Origin of the sequence: Arthrobacter parietis (assembly GCF_039530425.1) — a bacterium.
Lineage (GTDB): Bacteria > Actinomycetota > Actinomycetes > Actinomycetales > Micrococcaceae > Arthrobacter_D > Arthrobacter_D parietis.
Map to the genome: position 1 here is coordinate 551,848 of NZ_BAAAON010000002.1, position 14,464 is coordinate 566,311.

General features: G+C 63.0%; 13 protein-coding genes. 6 read left to right on the top strand and 7 right to left on the bottom strand.

The features are described 5' to 3' along the window. Positions 1-403 precede the first annotated feature (403 nt). The 6 genes from tkt to pgl are packed head-to-tail and all read left to right on the top strand — an operon-like array spanning position 404 to position 8,660. Entirely contained in the window at positions 404-2,575 is a 2,172-nt protein-coding gene (gene tkt / locus ABFX19_RS10785; protein WP_277357230.1) for a transketolase, read from the top strand. A gap of 49 nt (positions 2,576-2,624) precedes the next feature. Then, entirely contained in the window at positions 2,625-3,737 is a 1,113-nt protein-coding gene (gene tal / locus ABFX19_RS10790) for a transaldolase (RefSeq protein WP_277357177.1), read from the top strand. A 6-nt stretch (positions 3,738-3,743) separates the two neighbouring features. Next, positions 3,744-5,381 carry a glucose-6-phosphate isomerase gene (locus ABFX19_RS10795; RefSeq protein WP_346028287.1) on the top strand — a complete coding sequence of 546 codons (1,638 nt, stop codon included), beginning with the start codon at positions 3,744-3,746 and terminating at the stop codon, positions 5,379-5,381. Beyond that, positions 5,382-6,923 carry a glucose-6-phosphate dehydrogenase gene (gene zwf, locus ABFX19_RS10800; protein WP_277357179.1) on the top strand — a complete coding sequence of 514 codons (1,542 nt, stop codon included), beginning with the start codon at positions 5,382-5,384 and terminating at the stop codon, positions 6,921-6,923. It begins immediately after the preceding gene. After that, positions 6,920-7,861, top strand: a complete 942-nt coding sequence (locus ABFX19_RS10805; protein WP_346028288.1) for a glucose-6-phosphate dehydrogenase assembly protein OpcA — start codon at positions 6,920-6,922, stop codon at positions 7,859-7,861. Before zwf ends, ABFX19_RS10805 begins: the two co-directional genes overlap by 4 nt. Next, on the top strand, positions 7,851-8,660 hold the full coding sequence (pgl, locus tag ABFX19_RS10810; RefSeq protein WP_346028289.1) for a 6-phosphogluconolactonase: 810 nt from the start codon (positions 7,851-7,853) through the stop codon (positions 8,658-8,660). The genes ABFX19_RS10805 and pgl overlap by 11 nt, the downstream gene beginning before the upstream one ends. Here the strand turns inward: pgl and ABFX19_RS10815 are convergent. The 7 genes from ABFX19_RS10815 to whiA all read right to left on the bottom strand — a co-directional run bounded on the left by ABFX19_RS10815 (position 8,657) and on the right by whiA (position 14,454). After that, a complete protein-coding gene (locus ABFX19_RS10815) occupies positions 8,657-9,031 on the bottom strand; it encodes an RNA polymerase-binding protein RbpA (protein WP_277357182.1) in 375 nt (124 codons plus the stop codon). The two genes, pgl and ABFX19_RS10815, sit on opposite strands and share 4 nt — an antisense overlap. A gap of 89 nt (positions 9,032-9,120) precedes the next feature. Beyond that, entirely contained in the window at positions 9,121-9,372 is a 252-nt protein-coding gene (gene secG, locus ABFX19_RS10820) for a preprotein translocase subunit SecG (RefSeq protein ID WP_026543639.1), read from the bottom strand. Between the two features lie 20 nt (positions 9,373-9,392). Beyond that, positions 9,393-10,208: a triose-phosphate isomerase gene (gene tpiA / locus ABFX19_RS10825; protein ID WP_277357183.1), complete on the bottom strand. Its 816-nt coding sequence runs from the start codon at positions 10,206-10,208 to the stop codon at positions 9,393-9,395. A gap of 38 nt (positions 10,209-10,246) precedes the next feature. Beyond that, positions 10,247-11,494, bottom strand: coding sequence for a phosphoglycerate kinase (locus ABFX19_RS10830; protein WP_346028290.1), 1,248 nt, complete (start codon positions 11,492-11,494; stop codon positions 10,247-10,249). A 7-nt stretch (positions 11,495-11,501) separates the two neighbouring features. Continuing rightward, positions 11,502-12,512 carry a type I glyceraldehyde-3-phosphate dehydrogenase gene (gene gap / locus ABFX19_RS10835; RefSeq protein WP_277357185.1) on the bottom strand — a complete coding sequence of 337 codons (1,011 nt, stop codon included), beginning with the start codon at positions 12,510-12,512 and terminating at the stop codon, positions 11,502-11,504. Between the two features lie 217 nt (positions 12,513-12,729). After that, positions 12,730-13,356 carry a superoxide dismutase gene (locus ABFX19_RS10840; RefSeq protein WP_056547556.1) on the bottom strand — a complete coding sequence of 209 codons (627 nt, stop codon included), beginning with the start codon at positions 13,354-13,356 and terminating at the stop codon, positions 12,730-12,732. A gap of 117 nt (positions 13,357-13,473) precedes the next feature. Further along, the gene (gene whiA, locus ABFX19_RS10845) at positions 13,474-14,454 is read right to left on the bottom strand and encodes a DNA-binding protein WhiA (RefSeq protein ID WP_056547553.1); all 981 of its coding nucleotides are present in this window, start codon (positions 14,452-14,454) and stop codon (positions 13,474-13,476) included. Between the last annotated feature and the right edge of the window lie 10 nt (positions 14,455-14,464).

Sequence of the window (14,464 nt, forward strand, 5' to 3'; positions counted from 1 at the left end):
CATCATACCCGGTCCATACGAGTTTTTTACAGCTCGTAGAAAAGAGGGAGGCCGGAGCGGGCGGGATCCCAGCGCCGTCGTTCGTGTCTTTGTGTGACCCTTCACAAAAGTCCGGGCCACGCGCATTCGGAATCGAAAGCGCTAAGCTGGCCTGTATCGCCTGGATCACTCCCGCACGCCGGGACACACAAGGAATGGCCCGAGGAGTTTTTTTACTCGGCAGATGTGTCAGCAGCACCCAGCGTGCGGGGATTTCCGGTGTGGTCGAAACGCAGCAGTATTCAAGTTTTCAACGGTGAACGGCCGGCTGGCCGCGGGGACTTTCGCTTCCGTGGCGCAGTCCCACTCGGCGCCGCGGCGCTGGCCGTGACGTAAAGAGAGGGGCCCGGTGAACGTGCCACAGCTGGAAAAGCAGGACCTGGACTGGAACGAACTGGATGAGCGTGCGGTAGACGCAATCCGTGTACTCGCGGCGGATGCGGTAGAGAAGGTGGGGAACGGGCACCCGGGAACGGCGATGAGCCTCGCCCCGGCGGCATACCTCCTCTTCCAGAAATTCATGCGCCATGATCCTACCGACCCGGAGTGGACCGGCCGTGACCGCTTCGTACTCTCCCCCGGGCACACCTCGCTGACCCTCTACATTCAGCTTTTCCTCTCCGGCTACGGCCTCGAACTCGAGGACCTGAAGGCGCTGCGGACCTGGGGCTCCAAGACCCCGGGCCACCCCGAGTACCGCCACACCGCGGGCGTCGAGATCACCACTGGCCCGCTCGGCCAGGGCCTCGCCTCCTCCGTCGGTTTCGCTTACGCCCAGCGCCGCATGCGCGGCCTCCTTGACCCGGAAGCGCCGCAGGGTGAGAGCCCGTTCGACCACACCATCTGGGTCATCGCTTCCGACGGCGACCTGCAGGAAGGCGTTACCTCCGAGGCGTCTTCCCTCGCCGGTCACCAGGAACTGGGTAACCTCGTGATGATCTACGACGAGAACCACATCTCCATCGAGGACGACACAGATATCGCCTTCACCGAGGATGTCCTCGGCCGCTACGCTGCCTACGGCTGGCACACCCAGCGGGTGGACTGGACCAAAACCGGTGAATACGTGGAGGACATCGCCGAGCTCTACAGTGCCCTGAAGGCCGCGAAGGCAGAGACCTCCCGCCCCTCCATCATTTCCCTCCGCACCATCATCGGCTGGCCTGCTCCCAACAAGCAGAACACGGGCAAGATCCACGGTTCAGCGCTCGGCAAGGACGAGGTTGCGGCGCTGAAGTCCACCCTGGGACTCGATCCGGAACAGCATTTCCAGGTCGACGACGAAGTCCTGGCTCACGCCCGGAAGGTTGTGGACCGCGGCCAGGAAGCCCGCAGGAGCTGGGAAGACACGTTCAGTGCCTGGAAGTCCGCCAATCCAGACAGCGCCGCGCTGCTCGACCGCATCTCCGCCCGCGAACTTCCCGACGGCTGGGAGTCGAGCCTTCCTGAGTTCGAGGCCGGCAAGGATATGTCCACCCGTGCCGCTTCCGGCAAGGTACTCAGTGCAATCGGTCCAGTGCTGCCGGAACTCTGGGGCGGTTCAGCAGACCTGGCGGAATCCAACAACACCACAATCGAGGGATCTCCATCCTTCGTGCCTGTCAGCAAGCAGACTGATGCCTGGTCCGGAAACCCCTACGGCAGGGTTCTGCACTTCGGTATCCGCGAACATGCTGCCGCCGCCATAGTAAACGGCATTGTCATGCACAGCAGCACGCGGGCATTCTCGGGCACCTTCCTGATCTTCAGCGACTATCAGCGGCCGGCCATCCGACTCGGCGCGCTCATGGGAGTGCCTGCGATTTATGTGTGGACCCACGACTCCATCGGGCTCGGTGAAGATGGGCCAACCCACCAGCCCGTCGAGCAGCTTGCGTCGCTCCGCGCGATTCCGGGTCTGGACGTTGTCCGCCCGGGCGACGCGAATGAGGTCGCGGTTGCGTGGCGCACCATCCTCGAGAACACCTCGAACCCTGCCGGTATCGTTCTCACCCGACAGAACATCCCCACCTGGGAGCGCGGCGCCGGTGAAGCGGATGGAGACACCTTTGCCTCGGCTGAAGGCGTCGCCAGAGGTGCTTATGTCCTTGCCGAAGCGCCCAACGGTGACCCGGACGTCATCCTGATCGCTACCGGGTCCGAAGTCCAACTTGCCGTCGAGGCCCGCTCGGAGCTGCAGAAGGACGGCATCGCCGCGCGCGTCGTCTCCCTGCCCTGCCTCGAATGGTTCAACAAGCAGGATGAGTCATACCGCGAGTCAGTTCTGCCCTCGGGCATCCGGGCCCGCGTATCAGTAGAGGCCGGAATTGCCCAGGGTTGGCGGGAGCTCGTCGGCGATGCCGGCCGCTCCGTCTCGCTTGAGCACTTCGGTGCCTCAGCCGATTACAAGACCCTGTTCCGCGAGTTCGGAATTACCTCCGAAGCCGTGGTCGAGGCTGCCCGCGATTCGATCGCTGCCGCCGGGACACGCAGTGCTCCGGACGGGACGGCGGCAGCAGCCGGCGCCCCTGCTTCGACAACCGGCGATCACCTCTAGCACTGCGTCACAGACAGCACAATCCACCCTGGATCAAGGAGAAAACGCAATGACTCCCACCCCTACCGCCGCACTTTCCGAAGCCGGCGTGTCCATCTGGCTGGATGACCTCTCCCGTGAGCGGATCACCACTGGAACCCTGAAGGCGCTAATCGCTGACCGCGACGTCGTCGGGGTCACTACCAACCCGAGCATCTTCGCCGCAGCGCTTAAGAACGGCGAGTCCTACTCAGCGCAGGTCAAGCAGCTTGCTGCATCCGGCGCGGACGTCGACACTGCCGTCTTCGAAATCACCACTACCGATGTAGCCCAGGCGTGCGACATCTTTGCCCCGGTCGCTGAGAAGACGGGCGGAGTCGACGGACGCGTGTCCATCGAAGTTGATCCCCGGCTTGCCCGCGATACGGCGGGCACCATCGCCGAGGCCCGGCACCTGTTCGATGCGGTGGGCCGCAGCAACGTCCACATCAAGATCCCCGCCACCGTTGAAGGCCTCGAAGCGATCACGGCAACCCTCGCAGCCGGAATCAGCGTCAATGTGACCCTGATCTTCTCGCTTGAGCGCTACCGCGAAGTCATCAACGCCTTCATGCTGGGCCTTGAGCAGGCGAAGGACAACGGGCATGATCTCTCCACCATCCATTCGGTGGCTTCCTTCTTCGTTTCGCGCGTGGATGCAGAGATCGACAAGCGCCTCGACGCCATGGGAACCGATGAAGCAGCGGCGCTGCGCGGCCAGGCCGGGCTTGCCAACGCCCGTCTCGCCTACCAGGTCTATGAAGAAGCCTTCAGTTCCGAGCGCTGGAAGGTCCTCGCAACAGCCGGTGCCCACCCGCAGCGCCCGCTCTGGGCCTCGACCGGCGTCAAGGATCCCGCGTACCCGGACACGCTGTACGTCACGGGTCTCGTGGCCGCCGGCGTTGTGAACACCATGCCGGAGAAGACCCTCGAAGCCACTGCAGACCACGGTGAGATCGCGGGCGACACCGTCACCGGCACCTATGCGGAGTCCAACGACATCCTGGACCGGCTCGAGAACATCGGAATCTCCTACAAGGAAATCGTCCACCTGCTTGAGGAAGAGGGTCTGGACAAGTTCGTGGCCAGCTGGGGCGAACTCCTCGAAACAGTCACTACCGCGCTCGAATCTGCGAAGGGCTGATCACTCATGGCTACCCTCTTTGTCAACGCATCCGGGGCCGCCGCTGAAGCGATCGAGCGGGCCATGCCCGAACTCGTGCAGGAGAAGGTCGCTTCGCGGATCATGGCCAAGGACTCCACCCTGTGGGGACCTGAGTCTGAGTCTGAGGCATCGGTCCGTTTGGGCTGGGTTGACCTGATCGATGCCTCTCGCGCCCTCCTGCCGGAGATCAAGCAGCTGCGCAGCGATCTCGCAAACGAGGGCGTGAACCACATTGTGCTCTGCGGCATGGGTGGCTCGTCGCTTGCGCCTGAGGTCATTACCCGGTCCGCCGGGGTTGAGCTGACTGTTCTCGACTCAACCGATCCTGCACAGGTTCGCGGGGCACTGGCCGAGCGCATCGGGACCACCGCCATTGTGGTGTCCTCGAAGTCGGGTTCAACGGTAGAAACCGACTCCCAGCGCCGGGTCTTTGAGCAGGCCTTCACTGATGCCGGAGTAGACGCCAAGAGCCGGATCATCATCGTCACTGATCCCGGCTCACCACTGGATGAACCCGCCCGGGCTGCCGGCTACCGCGCCGTTTTCAACGCTGATCCGACAGTGGGAGGCCGATATTCCGCCCTCACCGCGTTCGGCCTCGTGCCCTCAGGCCTCGCGGGGGCGGATGTGGCCACCTTGCTTGATGACGCGGAATCCATCGGTGAATTCCTGTTCGATGACGACGCCGGCAACGTCGGTTTGCGCCTCGGCGCAGTTCTCGGCGGTACCCTACCGCTACGCGACAAGATCGTGTTCGTTGACGAAGGGTCCGGAATCATCGGCCTCGGCGACTGGGTCGAACAGCTCATTGCCGAATCAACCGGCAAGCTGGGAACAGGAGTCCTTCCCGTTGTTGCAGAACAGGGCGCTCCTGAATTGTCCTCGGGTGCACCGGACGTACTGGCAGTCCATCTGGTCTCTCCCGACTCCAACACCGAGCCGGCCGGGAACGCCATCGCCGTCGGAGGCAGCCTCGGCAGCCAGCTCCTGGCATGGGAATTCGCAACCGCCGTCGCCGGCAGGCTTCTGGGTATCAACCCATTCGATCAGCCGGATGTGGAGGCGGCCAAGCAGGCCGCCCGCGGACTGCTGGACGAGCGGCCCGGGGCCGCAGCCCCGAACTTCGTGGACGGAGCTGTCGAGGTTCGCGGCAGCCGAAGCCTGCTCGGCTCGGCAGCTACGCTCGGTGAAGCGCTCGAGGCATTGATCGGATCGCTGGAGCCGAACGGCTACCTTGCGGTACAGGCGTATCTCGACCGCATCGCTGAGGCTCCGCTGGCCAGGATCCGACCGGCCCTGGCGCGGGCAACCGGCCGTCCGGTGACGTTCGGTTGGGGGCCCCGCTTCCTGCACTCCACCGGGCAGTTCCACAAGGGCGGAACACCGGTGGGCGCGTACCTCCAGATAACCGGAGCTACTACAGAGGACCTGGTAATTCCCGAACGGCCCTTCAGCTTCGGTGAGTTGATCGCTGCCCAGGCCGCAGGAGACGCAAAGGTTCTCGAAGATGCGCACCGTCCGGTCCTGCGCCTCCACCTGTCAGACCGCCCTGCGGGCATCCGGCAGCTTCACGACGTCATTGATCACCTGGCCGCCCGATCAGCTGAAAACGGAAACGGGTAGATGCCTGATAACAGCACCAAGTTCAGAAATCCACTGCGGGACCCACGGGACCGACGCCTCAACCGGATCGCTGGACCGTCGTCGCTGGTCCTGTTTGGCGTGACAGGTGACCTTGCGCGCAAAAAACTGATGCCGGCTGTCTATGACCTCGCGAACCGCGGACTGCTGCCTCCGAGTTTCGCGCTGGTGGGGTTCGGACGCCGGGACTGGAGTGATGAGGACTTCGCCCAGGAGGTTCTGACCTCGGTGAAGCAGTACGCCCGAACCCCCTTTGACGAGTCGGTGTGGGAACAGCTTTCAGCCGGCATCCGGTTTGTTCAGGGAAACTTCGACGACGACGACGCCTTCATAGAGCTCAAGAAGACCGTCGAGGACCTCGACTCAACGCGCGGAACCCGGGGTAATCACGCGTTTTACCTCTCCATTCCGCCCAAGGCGTTCGAGCTGGTGTGCCAGAAGCTGTCCGAGCATGGCCTCGCTCAGCCGGAGGAAGGCAAATGGCGCCGGGTGGTTATCGAGAAGCCGTTCGGCCACAACCTGGAATCCGCCCGTGAGCTGAACGCGATCGTTGAGCAGGTCTTTCCTCCCGATGCGGTTTTCCGGATTGACCACTACCTTGGCAAGGAAACCGTCCAGAACATCCTCGCTCTCCGTTTCGCCAACCAGCTCTTCGAGCCGCTCTGGAACGCCAACTACGTTGACCACGTCCAGATCACCATGGCGGAGGACATCGGCATCGGCGGCAGGGCCGGCTACTACGACGGTGTCGGAGCTGCGCGCGACGTCATCCAGAACCATCTGCTCCAGCTGTTGGCCCTGACAGCTATGGAGGAACCGATCTCATTCAACGCGGAGGATTTACGCGCTGAGAAGGAAAAAGTTCTTGCCGCCGTCAAATTGCCTGACGATCTGTCCACCCACTCTGCCAGGGGACAGTACGACGGCGGCTGGCAGGGAGGCGAACTGGTGAACGCCTTCCTGGACGAGGACGGTATTCCAGCCGATTCCACGACGGAAACCTACGCAGCAATCCGGTTGGACATCAATACCCGGCGCTGGAGCGGTGTACCGTTCTACCTCCGCGCCGGTAAACGCTTGGGCCGCAGGGTCACGGAGATTGCCGTCGTCTTCAAGCGTGCACCGAATCTTCTGTTCCGCGATCACGGGGAGGGAGATTTCGGACAAAATGCCGTAGTCATTCGCGTCCAGCCGGACGAGGGCGCCACTATCCGTTTCGGTTCGAAGGTTCCCGGAACGCAGATGGAGGTGCGCGACGTAACCATGGACTTCGGTTACGGCCACTCCTTCACCGAATCCAGTCCGGAAGCTTACGAACGCCTGATCCTCGACGTGCTGCTCGGAGAACCGCCGCTGTTCCCGCGCCACCAGGAGGTGGAACTGTCGTGGAAGATACTCGATCCGTTCGAAGAGTACTGGTCAACCCTCCCCTCAGCACCCGAGAAATACGTTCCCGGCAGCTGGGGTCCGGACTCCGCTGATGAATTGCTGGCCCGTGATGGAAGGACCTGGAGGCGGCCATGATCGTCGATCTACCTGATACAACAACCTCCAAGGTTTCAAAGGAAATCATGACCATGCGGGACAAGGGCGGCGTTGTCGCCCTTGGCAGGGTGCTGACGCTGGTGGTCATCACCCGTTCCGGCCACGAGGAAGAAGCGATCCTCGCTGCAAATGAAGCCAGCAGGGAACATCCTTGCCGCATCATCGTTCTGGCCGAGGGAACCGACTCCGCACAGACTCGGCTCGACGCGCAGATCCGGGTCGGCGGCGACGCCGGCGCGTCCGAGGTGATCGTCCTGCGCGGTTACGGAGAGCTGGCAGGAGAAAGCGAGTCTCTCGTTTCGGCGCTTCTGCTCCCTGACGCCCCGATCGTCGCCTGGTGGCCGCATGGTGTTCCCGAAGCAGCCGCTCAAACCTCAATCGGCAGCATCGCGCACCGTCGCATTACCGATTCAGCAAACGAGCCCGATCCGACGGCGGCGTTGTTCAACATCCGCCGGACGTATCAGGCTGGAGATACCGACTTGGCCTGGACGAGGCTGACGAATTGGCGGATCCAGCTCGCCGCCGTTCTTGAGCAACTCGATGGATCGCCCATCACCGCAGTTACCGTGGAAGGGGCTTCCGACTCCCCCAGTACGGTACTGCTTGCAGCGTGGCTGACCCTGGCACTCGACACACCGGTCTCTATCGAGGCCGGTGAGCCTGGAACCGGCCTGCATCGGGTAGTGCTGTCCCGCGCCGCAGGCGATGTCGAGCTCAATCGTCCGCGGCGATCCGTCGCGGAGTTGCACCAGCCGGACCAACCCGTACAGCGAATTTCCCTCCCCCGTCGCAGCCTGCAAGACTGTCTCGCGGAAGAGTTGCGGCGGCTTGACCCTGATGACGTGTTCGGCGAAGTCATCACCGATGGGCTCGCACGGACCAATTTGAGGAGCGTACGGACCAGTGAACACTGAACCTAAAGTCAGCATCCACCCTGACGCGGGATTGTTGGCGGCGTCAGTAGCGGCGCGTCTCGTTACACGGCTCGTGGATATTCAAAACGAGCGTGGAACCGCCACTGTGGTCCTCACCGGCGGGACACTCGGAATTGGCGCGCTCCGCGCTGTGGCCGAGTCTCCTGCCCTGTCGGCAGTGGACTGGTCCACTGTGGATTTCTGGTGGGGGGATGAGCGCTTCCTTCCGGCCGGCCACCAGGACCGCAATGTTGTTCAGGCCAGGACGGCTCTTCTGGACCAGATCGGCGTCTCCGCCGAGCGTGTGCATGAATTCGGTGCATCCGACTCCTTCAGCACCGAGGACGAGGCAGCTGCCGATTACGCCTCCCGCCTACAGCAAGCTGCGGACAAGGAAGCAGCAGCAGGCACGCAACTCGCGGACCCGCGTCTGCCGAAATTCGACATACTGCTGCTCGGCGTCGGACCCGACGCGCATATTGCCTCGCTGTTCCCCGAGATGGCGGGAATACGTACCAAGGGCCAAACCGTGGTGGGCGTTCGGGATGCACCGAAGCCCCCACCCGAACGGGTGAGCCTCACGCTAGAAGCCATCAACTCGGCTGAGGAAGTCTGGCTGGGAGTTGCCGGTCAGGACAAGGCTGGTGCAGTAGGGCTCGCACTTGCCGGTGCCGGCGCTGTCCAGGTTCCTGCTGCGGGCGCGCGCGGACGGCGGAAAACCCTGTGGCTGATCGATCAGGAAGCTGCAAGCCAGCTTCCTGGGCGTCTGATCGACGCCGGCGAGTCTGACGCCGGCTAGACGGAATGGCGCTGGCGTAACTGCGCCAGCGCATTCTCCAACACCTTTTTTGCTTCCGCTTCTGTGCGGCGTTCCTTCACATACTGGAGGTGACTCTTAAACGGCTCATCGCCGTCGGTGTTGAGATCCATTCCCGGTGACCGCCCGGCGGGCCGGCCGCAACGGCCGCACTCCCACACCTCAGGAATCTCGGCTTCGCTCAACTTTGCGAAGGTGGGCCTCGTCTCGTGGCCTTCCAGGCACCAGTAACTCACGACAGTGCGGTCTACCAGACCCTGCGCGCGTTCTGCATCCAGATGCCTACCCGATGCCGGCAGACTGTAGCCGGAACCGATGCGTGAGCCTTTAAAAGCGTGTCCCGCGTTCACCATGGATTTCTCCCATCAGTACCGCACACGACCTGCGTTCGAGGTTCAGTGTACGCCCTGATGTGGTGGACGCGGGATAGCAGGAGGGTGTTCTAGGAGTCCCCGGCGAAGCGTTGGATCAGCCCGAGGGCAACGATGACCACGCCCCACGCGAGCCCGAGGGCAACCGTGAAGCGGTTAAGGTTGCGCTCAGCAACTCCGGAAGACCCCATGCTGGTTGTCATGCCGCCGCCGAACATGTCGGACATACCGCCGCCCCTGCCTTTGTGGAGAAGGATGAGCAGTGTCAGCAGCAAGCTGGTGATACCCAGCAGTACCAACAGGATGATACGGAGAATTTCCACGGTGACCTTTCAGCGTGACCTTAGTCGGTCACCAGATGGTGCTCGAACCTGACAATGTTAGCAAACTCATCGACGTCCAGGCTCGCTCCGCCAACCAGCACACCGTCGACGTCGCGCTCCTTGAGGATCGCAGCGGCATTCGATGCTTTCACGGAACCCCCGTAGAGAAGCCGGACCCGCGCAGCAACTGACTCGTCGAAGATCACGGCAAGTTCCGCGCGGATGGCTGCGCACATCTCCTGTGCGTCACCTGGTCCAGCAACCTCACCCGTTCCGATGGCCCACACAGGTTCGTAGGCGACCACCAGATTGCCTGCCTGCTCCGTGCTCAGCCCGGCGACGTCCTCGCGAAGCTGCCCGAGAGTATGTTCAACGTGGTTCCCCGCCTGGCGAATCTCAAGCCCCTCGCCGACGCAGAGGACCGGAACCACATTGTGGCGGTATGCGGCCTGTACCTTTCGGTTCAGGAGTTCATCCGACTCACCATGAATGGTTCGCCGCTCCGAATGGCCGACAAGCACGTAGGCGCATCCAAGCTTCTCCAGGAACTGACCGGAAATGTCGCCGGTGTAGGCGCCGGAATCGAAGGGTGAAAGGTCCTGGCCTCCGTAGACGATTTCGAGGTCATCACCCTTGACAAGCGTCTGGACTCCGCGGAGGTCGGTGAACGGAGGGAACACCGCCACCTCCACGCGCGAGTAGTCGTGCTTTGCGTCATCGAGGGTCCATGCCAGTTTCTGCAGCAGGGTAATGCCCTGGACGTGGTCCAGGTTCATCTTCCAGTTGCCGGCGATCAGTGGACGCCGGTCGAAAGTTCCGTTCGTCGAGGAAGTCATGGTTCTCCAGTTCTAGAGAGAGGTCTGCGGAAGTGGTGTCAGCGCTGCAGAGCGGTCAGGCCCGGCAGTTCCTTGCCTTCAAGGTATTCCAGGCTCGCGCCGCCACCGGTCGAAATGTGGCTGAAGCTCGACTCGTCAAAGCCGAGGCCGCGGACGGCCGCGGCCGAATCACCGCCGCCAACCACCGTGAGCGCACCCGCCGACGTTGCATCAGCGAGTGCCTGGGCCACAGCTTTGGTACCGGCCGCGAAGGCATCGAACTCGAACACGCCCATTGGCCCGTTCCAGAAAACTGTGCGCGCCTGGCCAATGTGGCGGGCGAAGGCAACGCCCGACTCGGGACCGATATCCAGTCCCAGTCCCGCCGCGCCGTATTGCCCTGATTCCATGGCTTCGGCGGGCCGCGTCTCATGGCCGGCGTCGGCCGCAAACTTCTCCGCAACCACGATGTCGGTAGGCAACACGAATTCGGTGCCGGCCTCCTCGGCGCGGGCGAGGTAGCCACGTACGGTGTCGAGCTGGTCCTTCTCAAGCAGGCTCGCACCGACGGAGTGTCCCTGCGCAGCGAGGAAAGTGAAGACCATGCCGCCGCCGATCAACAACCGGTCCGCTGTGCCGATGAGGTTTTCGATGACGGCAAGTTTGTCTGAAACTTTCGAACCACCGAGCACGACGACGAAGGGCCGCTCCGGTTCCACGGTCAGGCGCTGCAGAACATCCACTTCGGCCTTCACGAGGTCGCCCTGGTAGGCAGGCAGACGCGATGCGATGTCATACACGCTCGCGTGCTTCCGGTGTACCGCGCCGAAGGCGTCGTCCACGTAGGCGCCGTCGGTACCCGTCAACTGCACGAGTTCGTCTGCGAACGCTGCCCGCTCGGAATCGTCCTTGCTTGTCTCACGTGAATCGAAACGGACGTTCTCCAGAACCAGTACGGCTCCCTCGGACAGGCTGGAGGCACGCGAGCGCGCGCTCTCACCGGTGACATCATCGGCGAAGGCCACGTCGAAGTCCGCCAGCTCAGCCAACCGGTCCACCGCAGGCTTCAGCGAATACTTCTCTTCGGGTGCGCCTTTGGGACGGCCAAGGTGCGCCATGACGATCACCGCCGCGCCGGCCTCGGTCAGCCTGCGCAGAACCGGCAGCGAGGCCCTGATCCGGCCGTCGTCGGTCACACGCAGGTTGGGAAGGCTGCCATCGAGCGGCACGTTCAGGTCCGATCGGACCAGTACGCGCCGCCCGCGCACTCCAACTTTTAGCAGATCATCCAGCGATGAATAGCTCACAGTGTCCCTAGGAGAGCTTCGCCGCGACGATTTCGGTGAGATCAACGAGGCGGTTCGAGTAGCCCCACTCGTTGTCATACCAGCCGACCACCTTGACCTGGTTGCCGATGACCTTGGTCAGGCCGGAGTCAAAAATGCACGATGCCGGATCCGTCACGATGTCCGAGGAGACGATGGGCGCCTCCGTGTAGGAGAGGTAGCCCTTGAGCGAGCCGTCGGCTGCCGCCGCCTTGTAGGCCGCGTTCACTTCCTCTGCAGACACTTCGCGGCCGACAGTGACAGTGAGGTCGGTCGCCGATCCGGTGGGAACCGGTACGCGGATCGCGTAGCCGTCAAGCTTGCCCTTCAGTTCGGGCAGCACGAGGCCGATCGCTTTGGCGGCACCAGTGGAAGTAGGCACCATGTTGATGGCTGCTGCACGGGCGCGGCGGAGATCCTTATGCGGTCCGTCCTGAAGGTTCTGGTCCGCCGTGTAGGCGTGGACGGTTGTCATCAGACCGTGCTCGATGCCGAAGGCGTCATTGAGCACCTTCGCCAGGGGGCCCAGGCAGTTGGTGGTGCAGGAGGCGTTGGAGATGATGTGGTGGTTCTCGGGATCGTACTGGGCGTCGTTGACTCCCAGTACAACTGTGAGGTCCTCGTCCGAGGCGGGAGCGGAGATGAGAACCTTTTTGGCGCCGGCGTCGATGTGCTTGCGGGCGTCGGAGGCCTTGGTGAAGAACCCGGTGGACTCGATGACGATGTCCACACCGAGATCCGCCCACGGAAGGTTAGCAGGATCCCTCTCGGCCAGCACCTTGATGGTCTTGCCGTCCACCACGAGGGCGCCGTCCGAAACTTCGACGCTGACTCCGAGGCGGCCGGTGACGGAGTCGTACTTCAGCAGGTGAGCGAGCGTCTCAGGACTGGTGAGGTCATTGACGGCAACGATTTCGAGATCGGCGCCCTGTTCGAGGGCCGCGCGGAAGTAGTTGCGCCCAATGCGCCCGAAGCCATTGATTCCAATACGGGTAGTCACTGTATCTATCTCCTTGCTAGGGGTTGCTGCCGGCGGCTGTTGCCCAGGAGGTAGAGCCTGCCCGGCGACTGAAATGTCTTGCACCGCACTGTGCGCGTTGTGAAATCGTTCGTTCCCGTGTACTAGCCGCTCGAGGACCGGCCACTGCACTCCATGTTACGCACCGGCGCCCTTTCCCGCCGGGTTGGCGGGAAAGGTTACGCGCGGCGGGAATCAATCAGGACAGGGTAATCAGACCCGATGCGTTGGCGCGGGCACCTTCGAAGCGGCGGGCAACATCTGCCCAGTTGACGATATTCCAGAATGCCTTGACGTAGTCCGCCTTGACGTTCACGTAATCGAGGTAGAACGCGTGCTCCCACATGTCCAGCATGAGCAGCGGCGTGGTCCCGACGGGAACGTTGCCCTGCTGATCGTAGAGCTGTTCGATGACGAGGTTTCCGCCGATGGGTTCCCAGGCAAGCAACGCCCAACCTGAACCCTGAAGGCTCAGTGCGGCTGCGTTGAAGTGTCCGCGGAACGCGTCGAACGAACCAAACGCATCATCGATTGCGGCTGCGAGCTCGCCCTCGGGCTTGTCGCCGCCGTCCGGCGAGAGATTGTTCCAGAAAACGGAGTGGTTGATGTGTCCGCCGGTGTGGAAAGCAAGATCCTTGGACAGTTTGGGAACATTAGCGAAGTCCCCCTTCTGACGAGCCTCGGCGAGCTGTGCAAGGGCATCATTGGCACCCTTCACGTACGCTGCATGGTGCTTGCTGTGGTGAAGCTCCATGATCCGCGCCGAGATATGCGGTTCAAGCGCCGCGTAATCGTAGTTGAGTTCGGGCAGTACGTATTCGCTCACGAAATCCTCCAGGTCCTGTAGTCCGGGCAGAAGCCCGGTTGTTGCGGTTCTCCAGGCTAGGCCCCGCACCTTTGCCGGCGCGCGGGAGGCCCTTGAACTTCCATCCTATGCACGTATTCAGTCATCCAACATGTCGGCGGTCACATTGGCCTCGGTTCCGGGGATTCCGAGATCGATGGCGCGCTTGTCAGCCATTGCGAGCAAACGGCGGATACGCCCGGCGATGGCGTCCTTGGTCATCGGGGGATCCGCGATCCGGCCCAACTCGTCAAGGCTCGCCTGTTTGTGGCCGACACGAAGCTCGCCTGCGTACTTCAGGTGATCGGGCACTTCCTCGCCCAGGATCTCCAGCGCGCGCTCGACCCGCGCTCCGGCCGCCACTGCTGCCTGCGCAGACCGCCGTAGATTGGCGTCGTCGAAGTTGGCCAGACGGTTGGCTGTGGCCCGGACCTCCTTTCGCATCCTCCGTTCCTCCCACACCATCAGGGCATCATGGGCGCCCATGCGGGTAAGGAGGACGGCGATCGTGTCGCCATCCCGGATGACCACGCGGTCCACCCCGCGGACCTCCCGCGCTTTTGCTGCTATTCCGAGCCGGCGCGCGGCACCGACGAGTGCGAGTGCTGACTCCGGTCCGGGACAGGTGACCTCCAGGGCCGACGACCGGCCCGGCTCGGTCAGCGAACCATGGGCAAGGAACGCACCGCGCCACACTGCCTCGGCATCAGCAGCCGAACCGTTGACGACGGCGGACGGCAGTCCCCGCACCGGCCTCCCCCGGCTGTCGAGCAGTCCGGTTTGCCGTGCAAGTGATTCACCGTCCCGAACGACGCGAACAACATAGCGGTTTCCCCGCCTCAGACCGTTCCCCGAGACGACGATGATCTCGCTGGTATGCCCGTAAACGTCAGCGATGGCCGTGCGCAGCCTGCGCGCAGTCGATGCGAGGTCCACTTCCGCCTCGATTACGATCCGCCCGGAAATGATGTGCAGGCCGCCGGCAAAACGCAGGAGTGCGGAAACCTCAGCCTTGCGTACCGACGATTTCTTGACGTCGAGGTGCGAGAGTTCCTCTTTCACATCCGCGGTCAGCGCCACAGACACCCTC